At 44.6% G+C, this 15,613-nt stretch carries 18 protein-coding genes; 16 read left to right on the top strand and 2 right to left on the bottom strand.

All coding sequences use genetic code 11. The features are described 5' to 3' along the window. Window positions 1-140: 140 nt before the first annotated feature. The 7 genes from ACXADE_RS11935 (at window position 141) to ACXADE_RS11905 (ending at window position 6,181) form a co-directional block, all read left to right on the top strand. On the top strand, window positions 141-485 hold the full coding sequence (locus ACXADE_RS11935) for a MerR family transcriptional regulator (RefSeq protein WP_474980687.1): 345 nt from the start codon (window positions 141-143) through the stop codon (window positions 483-485). Continuing rightward, a complete protein-coding gene (locus tag ACXADE_RS11930) occupies window positions 482-940 on the top strand; it encodes an SRPBCC family protein (protein ID WP_474980686.1) in 459 nt (152 codons plus the stop codon). Before ACXADE_RS11935 ends, ACXADE_RS11930 begins: the two co-directional genes overlap by 4 nt. Window positions 941-1,047: 107 nt before the next feature. Beyond that, the gene (locus ACXADE_RS11925; protein ID WP_474980685.1) at window positions 1,048-1,905 is read left to right on the top strand and encodes a cupin domain-containing protein; all 858 of its coding nucleotides are present in this window, start codon (window positions 1,048-1,050) and stop codon (window positions 1,903-1,905) included. Window positions 1,906-3,190: 1,285 nt separating this feature from the next. Then, complete coding sequence (locus tag ACXADE_RS11920) at window positions 3,191-4,240, top strand: HEAT repeat domain-containing protein (protein ID WP_474980684.1); 1,050 nt, start codon at window positions 3,191-3,193, stop codon at window positions 4,238-4,240. Beyond that, complete coding sequence (locus ACXADE_RS11915; protein ID WP_474980683.1) at window positions 4,237-5,658, top strand: glycosyltransferase family 2 protein; 1,422 nt, start codon at window positions 4,237-4,239, stop codon at window positions 5,656-5,658. The genes ACXADE_RS11920 and ACXADE_RS11915 overlap by 4 nt, the downstream gene beginning before the upstream one ends. Window positions 5,659-5,706: 48 nt before the next feature. Continuing rightward, window positions 5,707-5,958: a hypothetical protein gene (locus tag ACXADE_RS11910; RefSeq protein ID WP_474982276.1), complete on the top strand. Its 252-nt coding sequence runs from the start codon at window positions 5,707-5,709 to the stop codon at window positions 5,956-5,958. Further along, window positions 5,843-6,181, top strand: a complete 339-nt coding sequence (locus ACXADE_RS11905) for a GyrI-like domain-containing protein (RefSeq protein WP_474980682.1) — start codon at window positions 5,843-5,845, stop codon at window positions 6,179-6,181. Before ACXADE_RS11910 ends, ACXADE_RS11905 begins: the two co-directional genes overlap by 116 nt. Before the next feature lie 63 nt (window positions 6,182-6,244). Here the strand turns inward: ACXADE_RS11905 and guaC are convergent, their stop codons facing one another. Further along, window positions 6,245-7,228 carry a GMP reductase gene (guaC, locus tag ACXADE_RS11900; RefSeq protein WP_474980681.1) on the bottom strand — a complete coding sequence of 328 codons (984 nt, stop codon included), beginning with the start codon at window positions 7,226-7,228 and terminating at the stop codon, window positions 6,245-6,247. Between the two features lie 128 nt (window positions 7,229-7,356). Here guaC and ACXADE_RS11895 point away from each other — a divergent pair, with 128 nt between their 5' ends. Beyond that, the gene (locus tag ACXADE_RS11895; protein ID WP_474980680.1) at window positions 7,357-7,899 is read left to right on the top strand and encodes a GNAT family N-acetyltransferase; all 543 of its coding nucleotides are present in this window, start codon (window positions 7,357-7,359) and stop codon (window positions 7,897-7,899) included. Window positions 7,900-7,943: 44 nt separating this feature from the next. Continuing rightward, on the top strand, window positions 7,944-9,377 hold the full coding sequence (locus ACXADE_RS11890; protein WP_474980679.1) for an MDR family MFS transporter: 1,434 nt from the start codon (window positions 7,944-7,946) through the stop codon (window positions 9,375-9,377). Window positions 9,378-9,417: 40 nt separating this feature from the next. On the opposite strand, the gene ACXADE_RS11885 is transcribed toward ACXADE_RS11890, so the two are convergent. Continuing rightward, on the bottom strand, window positions 9,418-10,056 hold the full coding sequence (locus ACXADE_RS11885; RefSeq protein ID WP_474980678.1) for a FusB/FusC family EF-G-binding protein: 639 nt from the start codon (window positions 10,054-10,056) through the stop codon (window positions 9,418-9,420). A gap of 369 nt (window positions 10,057-10,425) precedes the next feature. On the opposite strand from ACXADE_RS11885, the gene ACXADE_RS11880 reads away from it, so the two are divergent. The 7 genes from ACXADE_RS11880 (at window position 10,426) to ACXADE_RS11850 (ending at window position 15,605) form a co-directional block, all read left to right on the top strand. Then, window positions 10,426-11,262, top strand: a complete 837-nt coding sequence (locus ACXADE_RS11880) for an alpha/beta fold hydrolase (protein ID WP_474980677.1) — start codon at window positions 10,426-10,428, stop codon at window positions 11,260-11,262. A gap of 63 nt (window positions 11,263-11,325) precedes the next feature. Then, entirely contained in the window at window positions 11,326-11,610 is a 285-nt protein-coding gene (locus ACXADE_RS11875) for a hypothetical protein (RefSeq protein ID WP_474980676.1), read from the top strand. A 351-nt stretch (window positions 11,611-11,961) separates the two neighbouring features. Then, window positions 11,962-12,216, top strand: coding sequence for a hypothetical protein (locus ACXADE_RS11870; RefSeq protein WP_474980675.1), 255 nt, complete (start codon window positions 11,962-11,964; stop codon window positions 12,214-12,216). Between the two features lie 113 nt (window positions 12,217-12,329). Then, window positions 12,330-13,010, top strand: a complete 681-nt coding sequence (locus ACXADE_RS11865) for a DUF421 domain-containing protein (RefSeq protein WP_474980674.1) — start codon at window positions 12,330-12,332, stop codon at window positions 13,008-13,010. 187 nt (window positions 13,011-13,197) lie between these two features. Then, the gene (locus ACXADE_RS11860; RefSeq protein ID WP_474980673.1) at window positions 13,198-13,851 is read left to right on the top strand and encodes an ABC transporter permease; all 654 of its coding nucleotides are present in this window, start codon (window positions 13,198-13,200) and stop codon (window positions 13,849-13,851) included. Between the two features lie 16 nt (window positions 13,852-13,867). After that, window positions 13,868-14,839 carry an ABC transporter ATP-binding protein gene (locus ACXADE_RS11855; protein ID WP_474980672.1) on the top strand — a complete coding sequence of 324 codons (972 nt, stop codon included), beginning with the start codon at window positions 13,868-13,870 and terminating at the stop codon, window positions 14,837-14,839. A gap of 13 nt (window positions 14,840-14,852) precedes the next feature. Further along, window positions 14,853-15,605 (top strand): ABC transporter permease, encoded by a 753-nt coding sequence (locus ACXADE_RS11850; protein WP_474980671.1) that lies wholly within the window; start codon window positions 14,853-14,855, stop codon window positions 15,603-15,605. The last annotated feature ends 8 nt before the right edge of the window (window positions 15,606-15,613 follow it).

Here is a 15,613-nt window from a genome sequence, read left to right as displayed (position 1 = left end):
GGGAACCACAAACCTGGCATATTGAGCTGTATCATAGTTGGAAAGATGAAGATGAACTGGACATGGAGCTTTGGGAAACAATGAGGACTTGACTCTGTGGTGCACCCCACGGTTTACTATGTGTAGTGGGAGGTTGCAGCTTGTACAAAATCAGTGAATTTTCACGACTTACAGGCTTGAGTAAAGAAACGCTGCGTTATTATGCAGAGGTTGGCCTGCTTGAGCCTGCTTACATTCATCCTGATACCCGTTACAAATATTATGATGATGGCAGCTATTTTTTAGCGGTCATGCTCTCGAAATTGCGTGAGCTGGGTTTTTCAATCCAGGAAATGATGGAAGTGATGAAAGATGAATCTTTTTCACATCTAGAGGAATTATTGCAGGAAAAAAGAAACAGGATACAGGAGGAAATCGAAAACCTGAGGGGGAAACTTTCTGATATCGATACATTTTTACAATCCGGCAGGGAGGAAGACGAATGATCCAGTGGGAAAACGATCGAATGATTCAAGCACCTATCGAAGAAGTGTGGGAACTTTTTAAGGATGAACACATCAAACGTATTATGCCTAAAGTGGAAGAACATGAACTAATTGAAAAAACGGAAACTGAAGTCGGGGCTAAACACCGACAAACATACCGTGAAGGCAAACGTCTTGAAACTTATATAGTAGAAACTCTCGCTTATGAAGACACACCGGCGCACAAACATAAAAAGATATCATTCATTATTGGCCGGGCGTTTGAAGTGACCGCCTCCTTTTTCCTTGAACAGGTCGATGAGCGTCAAACGAAACTCACGTACTCCGGTCAGAACAAAGGAGTGAATTTCGTAGGAAAAGCTATGATGAAGCTTGCCAATAAAAAAGGAAATGATCGAGTGGTGGAAGAATTCCTGGATCGTGTGGAAACGGAAGCTACACATACGAATGTTTAACCCCTGTCTTTGGACGGGGGGTTACTTTTCTCCTAAACGTATAGACGTATGATTCGTACCTTTTACGCATAGACATGTTTATAGTTTTGGAGAAAGGAATGAGGTGGATGAATCAATTTCCATATGGCCCCCATGCGGCAGGACCTTTCAGAAGTGAGGAGGAAAGCAAGGAAGATATAAGAAATGGAATCAGAAAGAAAGCATCAGCTGTCCAGCTTTTTCAGCGCCTGGCGGAAGTTGCCCCGGATGAAACATATAGAAATGAAATCAAGCATGTGCTCGAAAATGAAAAAAGGCACTACCAACACTTTTTGAATCTCTATACGTCTCTCACTGGAGAAACCCCTGAGTATGAAAGGTCAGAAGTGGATGTCCGTACTTTCGAAGATGGACTGCGCACTGGCTATGATCAGGGAGTAGAGGAATTTGAAGACTACCAAAAAGCGTATGTAGAAAATCAGGGCACGCCGCTTGGGAATGTCTTTTACCGGGCTTGTCACGATAAAATGATTACTACGAACCGGCTTGTCGCTTATTCAAGAGGAGAAGGGCGGGTGGTGCTGAAGGATTATGGCAGTCAGCCCTTCGTCTTGAATATCGATGAGGCAACCAAACAAAACCGCACGTTCAGAACAGCTCTTTGGACTGGAGACCATTTACAGGTGACGTTGATGAGCATCTCGCCGGGGGATGATATTGGCTTGGAAATCCATCCTGATGTCGACCAATTTTTAAGAATTGAACAAGGGCAGGGGCTTGTTCAAATGGGAGACTCCAAGGATCAATTGAATTTTCAACAGCGTGTATCAGATGACTATGCCGTTATGGTCCCTGCCGGCAAATGGCATAATATTACCAATACCGGGAGGCAGCCATTGAAACTTTATTCGATTTACGCTCCGCCTGAGCACCCTCTCGGAACCGTCCATAAAACAAAAGCCGATGCATTAGCTGCGGAAGAATAAAGAAAAGCCGTAAAGAGAAGCTCAGTTATTGTACTGAGCTTTTTTTGTTTGGTTCTGTTAAAGTTTATTTTTGATATTACTATAAAAAAAGAACTTTCAATTTTATGGAAGTTCCTCATTTTTATATTTAACTTATTCAATTAGAGCTCCCTTTTCTTGAAAACTCAGCTTCGAGATGTTTGGAAGATTCTAGGGGCTCAGGGAAAAGGTTCGCTTTCCATGGGGCGGGCGGTGAGCCTCCTCAGGCTCCGCCTTCCGGGGTCTCACCTGTCCCACACGTCCCATAGGAGTCTCACCGTTTCCCTCCGCCCCCTTTACCTTATAAGTGACTCGAAGCCATCTTAAAAATGGTGAGCTTGAATGGTTGAGGTTCGAACATCTGTATGGATTCGTAAGTTTCCAATTCTTCTCCCCTAGGCGGGCAGATCATACGTAGTATCAAGCATTTGCGTATGCTAAACGTTCATGGGGTAGAGATGATATCATTCCCTTCTCTTACCCATACAAGCTGATTTTTCAAGTAGTGATTTCGAGACACTTATATGGCAAAGGGGCGGAGGGGAATGGCGAGACTCCTACCTTAAGTGTGCAGGCGCCTCGTTCAGCGGCGTATGGACTGGACTGAGCTGGAGGAGATAAAGGAAACACGAAGAACGAAGGGATTCGATGTTGACTTATCGTACAGAAGCGAGGGAAGTCTCACTAGCCGCTAGGCGCAGAAACCGGATATCTACGAGCAAGAGAGTGCTTGGTGAGACCCCGCAGGACGTAGTCCGAGGAGGCTCACCGCGCTCCCCGCGGAAAGCGAGCGATTCCCCGTAGCCCCCCATCCACTCAACAAAAGTCTCGAAATCAAGTCTTAAACAATCCTGCCATTTAGCTAAAAATTCAGTTTCGAAATAATAATCCAACAAGATTCAATGGTTACATCGTGAAAGAAGATCATCTAAAGGTTTCGATAATTGGAAATAAATCCCTTTTTGCCATCCTATCTTTCATTGTCCCTTCCATACGTTGATACAAATATTAACACTGACCTTTAACAGAGCCTTTTGTTTTTACAGCTTTGAACAATCCCGACGGGCCTGATCGTCACCAGGGCCTTTGGAACTAAGGAATTCCACCTTCACTAAGTCGTTTGCAGTCCTTCCTTCATTTTCAACATTTATGTATAGAAAAATGCGAAACGTCCTGTCATACTATGGATAACACTTAAGCCTATAGGCGTGGGACTGTTGCACATGTGTTCATTATAATCGCCCGTTGATGGAAGGAGGGGTAGTGGATGATCTCATTTATCATTTGGACAGTGGTGATTCTGCTTGTTATCCAGTTAAGTTTACTTGCTACTCTGGTGGTATCAAAGATGAATCGATCAAGAGATGAAGAAATGTTATCCAATTATTTGAAAGCTTGTGAGCGTCCATTCTTTGAATTCCTGAAAAGGGAATCAGAAGAATGCCCGGATTTCCCAAGCGATAAGAGGTGCCGGATCCTCCTTGTCGAGCGCATGCTTGATCGCTATGTGGATCAATCCAACCCATCGATTGATTATACGAGAGTGCGGGAATCCGCAAGAACACACTTAGGTGATGCTTACCGTCTTTATATAAGAAGAGGGAGCTGGGCACAGCGGGTGAACACGCTCTACTATATTGAAGATTTTCAAATGGAAGATTTGAGAAATGACGTATGGGAACATTTCCTGCAATTAAATGAGAATGATGAAGAGTACCGTCAAACTCTTAGGGTTCTCTCTGCCTTTCAGGATGAACGGTTGATTCGCATCCTTCTGAGATCGGAAAATATACCTCAGCGGCTCATCAAACAAATGCTGCGCCGTTTTCAAGAAGATCTCATTGAACAGATGCTCGCTTTGATTGAAGATGAACCAGGGATGGTCCAAAGACAGGTCCATTTAGCGGTCATCTCATACTTTGGAGAAGTAAAGGATACGAAACATCTTCCATTTGTAGAAAAGATGCTCGCTTTTCCATCAAAAGAAGTCCGACTTAAATCGTTGCGGAGTTTGACAGAAATGAAGTCTTGTTCCGACCCGGCTCTTCTGAACAGATTCTTTGATTCGGAGATTTGGGAAGAACGAATGTACGCCGCAAAGCTTGCCGGCAGTTTGCAGTTAACATCTTCGAAGGACTCTCTAATAATGCTTGCTGGTGATCCTGAATGGTGGGTCCGTTATGCGGCTTGTGAAGCGATGAAAAAACTTCCTGAAGGAGATCATCTGCTTGCCTATACGTTCCATCATCATGAAGATCGATTTGCTCGATCGATGGCAAGACAGCATCTGAGTGTGAAAGTGGGTGAAACGGCATGAATGTAGATCTCTTAACCTGGATCATAGAAACAGTGGCCTTTCTTGTCATCATTTATATGATCATCGTCGCGGTCGTGTACCTTTCCTTGTTTTTCATCGCAGGTCCGCAAATCAGGAAGGAGCGCGGGCTTCACCGAGAGGAACTCATCGAGGACACGGCCATCAATACAGATACGTTTCCGGTTTCTGTGCTCGTTCCAGCGTATAATGAAGAAGTGGGAGTCGTCAGTACTGCCCGTTCCATGCTCTCGTTGAATTATCCGCAGTTTGAAGTCATTGTCATTGATGACGGGTCAAAGGACAGTACCGCTCGGAAGATGATTGAAACGTTCCAAATGAACCTTATAGATTTAGCGGTCAGGCGTCACTTTACTACCAAGGATATAGTCGAAGGCTATCAGTCATCTATCTATCCAAACCTTTACTTATTGAGAAAAGAAAATGGAGGAAAAGCGGATGCGCTCAATGCCGGGATCAATTTTTCGAAATATCCCTATTTTGCGGCCATCGATGGGGATTCAATCCTGGACCGTGATGCCCTGTTGAAAACGATGAAACCGATTATCGATTCAAATGGAACCGTAACCGCTACTGGGGGTACCGTCAGAATTGCGAATGGATCGAGGATCAATAAAGGAATTGTCGAGCGGATAGGACTACCAAAACAGCCAATGCTTCGTTTGCAGATCGTCGAATATTTCCGTGCATTTCTCATTGGAAGACTGGGTCTTTCCAAGTTAAACATCCTGTTAATTATATCAGGAGCCTTCGGTGTATTCGAAAAAAACCGTGTCATTAAAGCGGGAGGTTACGACCCGGGGACCGTCGGGGAGGACATGGAAATGATCGTACGGATCCACCGAACCCTTAAGGATGAGAAATCTAAACAACGGATTGAATATATCCAGGATCCGGTCTGCTGGACAGAGGCTCCTTCCACTATGTCCTCCCTTCGCGCCCAAAGAAAAAGGTGGCAGCGGGGTCTGGCAGAAACGCTTTGGAAGCACAGGAAAATGTTAGGAAACCCGCGCTATCGCGGGATTGGTGTTTTTTCCCTTCCTTATTATTTGTTCGTGGAGCTGTTAAGCGCCCTGTTTGAAGGCTTGGGATATTTAATCATCATTCTCGGCCTTTTCTTCTCATTTGTATCTGTAGAGATTACACTTGTGGTCGGGATGCTGACCGTCGTCTATGGCTCCATGATCTCTTCCTTAGCCGTGCTGCTGGAGGAGTGGACCTACCATAAAAATCCTGATCCTAAAAGTGTCGTCCAATTGTATGTGTGGGCTTTGACCGAAAGCTTCTGGTATCGCCCTCTTCTCGTTTGGTGGAGGTGTGAAGGGTTATTCTTATTCCTTTCCAAAAGGAAAAGTTCCTGGGGGAATATGAACAGAAAGGGTCTATCTCAAGACCACTAGGTTCTCCCTAGAAGCTGATCCTTCAAGGATGGAAGGAGGTGGTATGGTATGGATGCTGACATTATTACGCTGCCCAGTTTTAGAATAAGAGGAAGAAAATGGACGGGATCCTATCAACAAATTCCTCAATTGAAAGAAATGATCAGAGAAGTGGAGAAGGCTAAGGTAGGTGGAGCTTGGGCCTGTGAACCCTTACGTGCAATGGGGTTGCTCTTACCACTGGATCGAAGGTGGTTTCGTACATTACAGCGGTTTCGAAGTGGAAAATTCTCCGGTTCCGCATGGGTTTATAGAGCATAGGATACCTGAATTGAGATATTTGAAGGTACATCATCCGAAGGGAAAGGATATTGGTGAAACCTACGCTTCTATTTATCAATGGTTCAGGGAAGGGAAATGTGAGCTTGCTCTCAACCCAGAGGAAATCTATTATGATGAAATTCCTTTGAAATTTGAAAAGTATCCAGTAGATAGAGATTTTGACGATCCTCATCTTGATATTTATATACCGGTGAAATCCTGAACAAAAAAAGCCCTTATAAAGGGCTTTTTTTTTTCATCGGCTGAATAGTCAACCGTTCAATGTTCAATAGACTTTGTCACCATTGAATATCGAGTTTTTGACAATGACGTAATCGACGTGGCGGATGCTGTCAAGGTCAGATCCACCTGCGTAACTGATTGCCGACTGCAGATCCTGCTCCATTTCTGTAAGTGTGTCATGAAGGGCGCCTTTGTGCTCCACAAACATTTTCTTGCCTTCCACGTTTTTCTTTTCCCCTTTTTGGTGTTCAGAAGCGGATCCAAAGTATTCTTTATATAGTTTGCCGTCTCTTTCCACTGTTTCACCAGGGGATTCTTCGTGTCCAGCGAAAAGGGAACCGATCATCACCATAGATGCCCCGAAACGGATGGATTTTGCAATATCCCCATGGGTCCGGATGCCTCCATCTGCAATGACGGGCTTACTCGCTGCCTTTGCACACCATCTTAGGGCTGCCAGCTGCCAGCCTCCGGTACCAAAACCTGTTTTGATTTTAGTGATGCAAACTTTCCCAGGTCCGATTCCGACTTTCGTAGCATCCGCGCCTGCATTTTCTAGTTCACGAACGGCTTCTGGTGTTCCTACATTTCCAGCAATGACGAACGTGTCAGGAAGCAATTGCTTAATGTGTTGTATCATATTGATGACGGCTGTGGAATGGCCATGGGCAATATCGATCGTGATGTATTCGGGAATCAACTCTTTTGATGCCAACATTTGAACAAATTCATATTCTTCCGGTTTCACACCTACACTGATAGAAGCGATCAATCCTTCGGTGTGCATTTTTTCGACGAAAGCCAGACGACTACCTGGATCGAAGCGGTGCATCACATAAAAATAACCGTCTCTGGCCAATTGATTCGCAATCTTTTCATCAATGATGGTCTGCATGTTTGCAGGGACGACCGGCAGCTTAAATGTATAGTTTCCAAGTGTAACGGAAGGGTCACAGGCCGAACGACTATCGACCACACATTTTGCGGGAATTAGCTGTATATCTTCATAATCAAATACATTTTCCATGGAACACACTCCTAAAAACCGAATATTTTATAATTCATTAAGTTTATTGTTCGTACATTTGTAATTTACCTTAACTTTACTTCCTTGTCAAAGGTTCATGGTAAAATGATGAAAAAGGGGGAGAAAGTATGTTTGTACATAGCATTGATAAAGAAATGATGTTAAAGCTTCCTGAGAAAAATGATGCCGAAGCTTTGTTCCGTGTCACGGATGACTCGCGTGAACATCTCAGAGAGTGGCTGCCCTGGCTGGACACTACCAAGACCATAGAGGATACAAAGGCATTCATCGAGTCAGGGAGAAAGGGGTATGCAGAGGGGAGAAGTTTGACAACCCTGGTTATGTATCATGGTGAAGTGGCCGGTGTGGCCGGTTATAATGAAATCGATGCTGATCATGAAATGGTGAAAATCGGTTATTGGCTGGGAGATTCGTTCCAAGGAAAAGGAGTCATGTCCCGGGTAGTCGAAGCTTTGATTGACCATGCATTTTCACATATGAATATGAATCGTGTAGAAATCCGGGTAGCAGCAGAAAATGAGAAGAGTGCAGCTATTCCTAAGCGCCTGGGTTTCCAGGAGGAAGGAAGAATCCGCTCAGTCGAGTGGTTGTATGATCATTATGTCGATCACAAGGTTTATGGATTGCTGGCAGATGAGTGGAAGGTATAAGATAAGGAAGGCTCAAATATAGAAAGAGAATTCGAGGGATCGTTATGGAAAAGCAATACAACAGAAAAATCATTCTTGTAACCTTTATGATCGGAGCGTTTTTTGCTGTTCTTAATGAAACGCTATTGAACATAGCTCTGACGGAATTAATGGAAGTATTTGGCCTGAAGGCACCAACGGTCCAATGGATGGCCACAGGTTTTATGCTGGTGATGGGTGTTCTCATGCCAGTTTCAGCTTTATTGATCCAATGGTTTACAACGAGACAGATGTTCATAGGAGTCATGACGGTGTTCCTTGCAGGTACCATCATTGCCGCTGCTGCCTTTAATTTTCCGATGCTGCTTGCCGGTCGAATGATACAGGCCGTGGGGACAGGTTTGTTAATTCCTGTAATCATGAACGCTCTTCTTTTGTTATATGAACCAGAAGTGCGCGGGCGGATTATGGGGACATTCGGTCTTGTCATTATGTTCGCACCAGCCATCGGTCCGACACTATCGGGGGTCATTGTCGACTTTTTAGGTTGGAGATGGTTGTTCATCACCGTCATTCCATTCGCTCTGTTCTCGATCCTGTTTGCCGTCAAATATTTAGAAAATGTTGGGGAAGTGACCCGTCCGAAAGCGGATGTGCTATCGATTATCCTTTCGTCGATCGGGATCGGCGGAATCGTTTATGGCTTCAGCAGTGCAGGGGAGAGTGGAGCTGGTTTCTCCTCACCGACGATTTTAATGATACTCACTGTCGCTTTTCTCAGTCTGCTGTTCTTTATTTTTAGGCAGCTGCGATTGGAAGAACCGTTATTGGATGTCCGGGTTTTTAGGTATAAAAGTTATGCAAGAGGCATTACCATATTCGTAATCGTCATTATGGCGATGTTTGCTTCAGAAATCGTCATGCCCATGTACCTGCAGGGGCCTTTAGGTTTCTCCGCGAAAGCAGCAGGTTTACTGCTTCTTCCGGGCGCACTATTGAATGGCTTAATGTCACCGGTTATGGGAACGCTTTTTGACAAGTTCGGGCCAAGAAAGCTGATCATCCCAGGTACGCTTGCATTAGTAGCTGTCATGGTGTTTTTCAGTAACATCAACCCTGAAATTCCGGCCTGGTCGTTCATACTCGCATATATTTTGCTCATGTTATCTGTGTCGGCTGTGCTCATGCCTTCACAGACGAACGCTTTGAACGAACTGCCGAAACACTTATATCCTCATGGAACAGCGATTGCCAACACGCTGCAGCCGATCGGTGGGGCTCTCGGAGTGTCAATATTTGTGAGCATTCTGAGTCAGGGAGAAAGAAATTACCTCAGGAACCAAACAGGTGAAAAGACTGTAGAAATGATGGATCAGGCTATGACTGCCGGGGTCCACCAGGCTTATTGGTTTGCTTTAGGTCTTGCGGGTATAACTTTTGTCGTTGCATTATTCATCCGAAAAGCGGTTTCACCTGATTATGAGACGGAACAAGAATAATAAAACAGGTCCTTCCTGTATAGGAAAGGACCTGTTTTTATTATTCTTTCATTCGTTTGATGAAGGATTCAAGATGTGTCCGGCTCTGAATGTTTTCATTGCATTTCCGGCTGTCATGGCAAATGTAATTGCCCCGACTCACGGTTTCCTCATCCCTTCTGCCTTCGATCGTAGCTGTGAACATGCCCACTTTTTCTTGTTCATGGCAAATGGAGCAGATGCCTTTCTGCTGCAACGGTTTGTAATGTCCGTATACACCGGTTAGCTCACCATCTACTGTCGAGATCATATATTTACGATTGGCAGCTACATCGTTCCAACCGATATAGGAGAGGTCAGTCCACTCTTCTTCTGGAATGGCAGGGACTTTCAACTTTTTTACTTTAGGGAATAGTCGCTTCATATCGTCTTCGCTAAGCTTTGGAAAAGGGACCACGTATTGTTTCAGTCTGGAAAAATAGAGGATGGCATCTGTTTCATCCTCGACCTTACTCGCTTGAGCAATTAATTGTTTGTGAACATCATCTAAACCCTCGAATAGTTCAAGTACTTTTTCCTCCGCCATAGACTTGAGTGCCTGGGTGACAGCACGGTCATTCGTAGTCATATGGCCATTCAGCAGGGTATATGCCTGATGTTTTATGAAGTGATATTGATCGGAGCGGATGAAACGTTCCATCAAAAAACCCCCGTCCATTGATTTTGTTTTTATTATTTCAGAGCAAACCCATTCAAGCAAACGTTTCGGCTCACATTGTGAAAAGTCGAACAGCACTCCTGGTACTTGTCCTTCTCTATTGGGTACCAGGTACACATAGGGAGTATGGATGTACCGGTTTTGCGTTTTGTTCATTCGGTACCAGGTACGCTATCTAACTTTCCGGTTCGCGGTACCAAAACGGCAGAGCACTGTACCGGGAACCTTATCCCGAAAATCCGTACCTGGAACCAACCAAACAGTCATCGATCGACAACTGCACTCTTTAATTAAACCGCTTTCATATATGGTATCGTAGAGGAGACTATTCATATAGAAAGGGGAACCTGTATGAAGTGGGAAACAAGGATGATCGAGACAGAACGAGGTGTTTTTGAAGTGTTTGAAAAAGGGGAAGGTCCTCCTCTTGCGGTCACGCATTTATATTCGGAATTCAATGAAACGGGAGACTACTTTGCAGAGGCATTCGTCGATACTCATCATGTTTATTTAATCAACCTGAAAAACTGTGGGAATTCAGATCAAGTAACAGCTGCCCATGAGATGACGATGTTGGACAGTGTGCTTGATTTGGAAGCTGTAAGGGAGGGGGTCGGCCTTGACCGGTGGGGATTTGCAGGCCACTCTACCGGTGGGATGCTAGGAGTCGTGTATGGAATTTACTTCTCTATTCATCTTCACCCGTTGATCATTGCGAATGCGGCAGCCCGGGAATATATGACGTTCTCAGAAGATTGCATTTATCACAGCTCCCATCCCGATTTTTCCAAGATGCAGCGATTGGTTGAGTCTTTGAAACAAAAAGACCTTTCTCCTGAATCCAGGAGAATACTGACGACGGAACGGACGAAACTATCGTTAAGAGACCCGGATCTTCATGACCATTATTTTAATGGTTCGATTGAAAAAAAGATGTCGACTTCCCGTATGAATTTTTTCTCAAGAGAACTACATACTTTTGATGTGAGTCGGAAGCTTCCACTAATCGCGGCAGAAACGGTGATCATTTCTGGAGCGTATGATGTCCAGTGTCCCCCTGAATACTCGAAAGAAATGGCTGATGCTATTCCAGGGGCTGACCATATCGTTTTCACAATGAGCAACCATTACCCGCATTTGGAAGAAAAAGAGAGATTCCAAAAAGTTCTTCTGGACTACTTTGACTAGAAGGAACTGGTAGTGGTAAGGTTATGGGGAATGACAGCGCTTCAATATGAGAGGGGTTCGCTTATGCAGCAGGAAAAACGACCAAGGAAAAGCGATTTTGCTAAGTTCAAACAGCTATGGTTTCTGTTGTTCATGCTTTTGTTCACGTTACTCCATAACACACTCGTCATCCTCATCGGTGAAGGATGGAGCTTCATTGGATATGGACTATTGTTTCTTTTCATGTATTCTCTTTTCCGATGGCTGAGGAAGATAATTGGTTTCATGAGAAAGCCATTGTCATGGAAAGCTTTAATCGGCTTTTACTTTATAGGAGTTTTCGTCCTGAGCGCTGTATTAACCCCGTAGATAAAAGCTTTTTTCATGCTTTTATCTTACTTGATTAAACAAACATCTTGTTGAAGAGGGATAAATGATTCATATGTTCGATCCGAGGTCTTTTCGTGCTTCTTCCTATACGGTGGTTGAGACTTCTATGGAGTACCCGACACAACAGGAGAACACGGAAGCAGAGCCGGAGGCGGCTCACAGTACCTCACGGAAATCCAGGCATTCCTCCGACCACTTCCTACAAATTCTCTGACGATAAGATGAAGCGTTAGATGTCTTTCCAAAAAGGAGGGAGGGGCCCTTAACTGCACTCGATAAACGTGTAACAGGATTACAGGAAAAGAAATACATAAGCGGGGAGAATGAAATTTGGAATTGTTGATGATTGGAATAACCGTTGTACTCGTAGTTTTTTATACGTTCATCCTCTATAAGCGGAGGAAAGATATGAAAAATTCCCACGGATGGAAAAGCTATGTGACCCCTGGTGCGTTTATCCTCGCACCTGTAGTCGCTCTGCTCTCCTATATGTTCGAGCTCGGTGGCATTGTGATATGGTTCACCCTCGGAGTGTGCTTCATTCTAGGGGCTTTCTATACAAAGTATCTTCCGGAACCGGAATGATTGAAAGGAACAGCAGCCTGAAACAGGGCTGCTGTTTTTTTACTGCTGGATCAAAAGGACATAATTCCTTCCTTTCCAACGGATACTATCCGAAAAGGAGGGGCACAGCATATATGGATATTGGCTGGGAATTCATCGTCAAAGGTGTGACCGTATTTATATGGTTGTACGTTTTAGCAAGAATCCTTAGTAAAAAACTGATTTCACAGATGACATTGTTCGATTTTATCGCTGGGATCACGATGGGGTCTATGACGGCAACGACCTTCCTCTCCCCCAGTGTCAGTCTGGCAAGAGGATCCTTAGGTTTGTTGACGTTTGCTGTGCTGGTGCTCCTGATTGATTATTTAACCATCAAAAGTTTAACGATCCGGAAGTTGGTGAACAGTAAACCGACGATGCTGATTGACAATGGGAAAATTATAGTGGAGAACATGAAAAAAGTACGTTTCAACGTTGACGAACTTATTGCTGAATTGAGGAAAGCAGGAGTATTCAGCTTCAGTGAGGTTCAGACCGCCATTTTGGAAACGGATGGTTCCGTAAGTGTTTTGCGAAAAGCCGACTATTCCCCTCTTAACCCTCGTGATATGAAAATAGAACCGAAACCTGCTGTGTTCTCTCATGTAGTCATGGTGCAGGGACAAATCCTCGTTGATCAATTGAATGCAAGTGGGTACAGTCAAGCCTGGCTAAGCGATCAGTTAAAGACACATGGCGTGACGAATCAGACAGAAGTCCTGGTCGCTCAAGTCAACCCTGACGGAACTTTATTTGTAGAAATTTCAAATTAGGTAGAATATTGGAGGAAAAGGTCGAATGATGGAGATTTTTCATAATTGTAAGCGTTTTATTGAACTTTGTACAGGATATACTGTACAAAGTTTTATTTGTGTATAAACTTTATTTTGTGTAACATTGTATTCGTTTGCTAATAGTTAAAGCGATGAAACGTTTAGATTTAGGAGGTGTACATAAAAGATGGCCGACTTTATGAATTACGTCCAACGAGAATGGGGGACGATTTTTTCTTATACGATGGAGCATCTGCAGCTCGTTGGTATTGCGATTGTCATCGCCATATTAATCGGAGTTCCGCTCGGAATCTATTTAACTACGAATAAATATTTGGCAGAAACCATCCTGCAGGTAGCGTCTATTATTATCACGATTCCAAGTATCGCTTTGTTCGGTATTATGATTCCTGTCCTCTCTCTTATTGGACAAGGAATTGGATTTTTACCAGCATTGATCGCCTTGGTGCTCTATTCCCAACTGCCGATCATTAGAAACACATACACAGCCATCCAAAACGTAGACCCGAATATAAGGGATGCCGCTAAAGGAATTGGGATGACGACTTTCCAGCGTCTTGTGAAGGTTGAAATTCCGAACGCTCTTCCGTTGATCATGGCGGGTGTCCGTACAGCTACCGTTTTGAACATCGGAATTGGTGCGATTGCCGCATTTATCGGATCGGGTGGTTTGGGGGTTTTGATTAACTCTGGCATCAGCCGGGGAAGCAGCAATATGGTATTAGCGGGAGCGGTTTTCGTATCTCTGCTTGCACTCGCTGCAGACTTTCTCCTGAAATTCATTCAGGCCCGGATTACGCCGAAAGGTATTAGATCGTAAAGAAAGAGGTGGACGCATGATTGAATTTAATGATGTAACGAAAGTTTATGGTGGGGATGTCAAAGCCATTGATGATATTTCCATGACCGTTGAAGATGGAGAACTTGTCATTCTTCTTGGACCTTCCGGCTGCGGGAAAACAACTCTTCTTCGTATGGTCAACCAATTGGAATCCATTTCGGGCGGGGAGATCAAAATTCAAGGTCAAAATGTACGCGAAATGGATAAGATCAAAATGCGGAGGAATACAGGGTATGTCATTCAAAGCAATGGTCTTTTCCCGAACATGACGATTGAAGATAACACCATGATCGTCCCTGATCTTCTCGGTTGGGACCGCAAAAAGAAAAAAGACCGTTTCAATTACTTAATGGATTTGGTCGGTCTTAACCCGGATGACTACCGGCGAAGGTTCCCGCATGAACTTTCCGGAGGTCAGCAGCAGCGGATAGGGGTTGCCCGTGCGATGGCTGCTGACCCGCCAGTGATGCTTATGGATGAACCGTTTGGAGCTCTAGACCCAATCATCAGGGAAAAAGTCCAGGACGAATTTCTGGCCATTCAAAGAGAAGTGAAAAAGACCATCTTGTTCGTCAGTCATGATATTGATGAAGCCGTACGCATGGGGGATAAAATCGCCTTGCTTCGTGATGGGAAAGTTCAGCAGTATGACCGTCCGTCAGAACTGCTCATCCGCCCAAACAACGATTTTGTATCCGATTTCGTAGGGAAGGATCGGGTGTTGAGGAGCATGTCTCTCTACAGTGTCGAAGATCTGGTTACGACGTTCGGATTGAAGCATAAGGAAGAGACGATTATGGATACAAAAGAAATTTCGATCGATACTTCTTTAAGAATCGCAATCAGCATGCTGTTGAATCAGGAAGCGGATCAACTGGTGATCGTCGATCGCCAAGGCCAGGCAAAAGGAAGCCTGACCTTCGACTTGATTGAAAAATTCCTGCACCAAGAAGTGAAAGGCGCATAAAGGAGGCTAAAAGATGAACGCAAAAAAAGTGACGTCCTATGTCATCCGAATCATCCTCTGGGCCCTTGTAATCGCCTTCTTTTTCTGGGCGTTCAGCGAGAACATGTTCGGTAAGATTTTCGATGAGCCCACTAAGTTCATGGAACTGCTCACGAGACATATGGAACTCGTATTAATATCAGCGGGCCTTGCCATTCTTACTTCAGTTCCGCTCGGAATCCTTATTACGAGACCTTCCTTCCGCCGTTCGGAGTGGTTGATCGTAAATATGGCGAACTTGGGCCAGACCATCCCGAGTCTTGCTGTTCTGGCCCTCGCTATGGGTTTCTTAGGAATCGGGGTGAAAGCTGCGATTGTCGCGCTCTATATTTATTCGTTACTTCCCATTTTACAAAATACGATTGCCGGGCTGGATTCAGTCCGTCCTGAAATGAAGGACGCAGCAAAAGGGATGGGACTGACACCGGCACAAGTCTTATTCAAGATCGAACTGCCATCTGCAGCTTCATCGATCATTGCCGGCATACGGACGGCTGTCGTCTTGAATATCGGGACAGCCGCGCTTGCTTATTTGATCGGTGGTGGCGGATTAGGTGTATGGATTTTCACGGGGATCCAATTGTTTGATAACCAGACTCTGATCAGCGGTGCCGTCCCGGTTACACTGCTTGCGGTCGTTGTTGACTTAATATTCAGAGGCGTCGAGCATCTGCTCGTGCCGAAGGGGATCCGCTTAGCCCGTAAATCAGCGATTGAATCAGTATAAACAGGAGG

Source organism: Halobacillus sp. ABR2_026 (assembly GCF_056158545.1).
The sequence above is the reverse complement of the archived record's forward strand: the minus strand, read 5'-3'. Positions and strand labels throughout refer to the sequence as shown.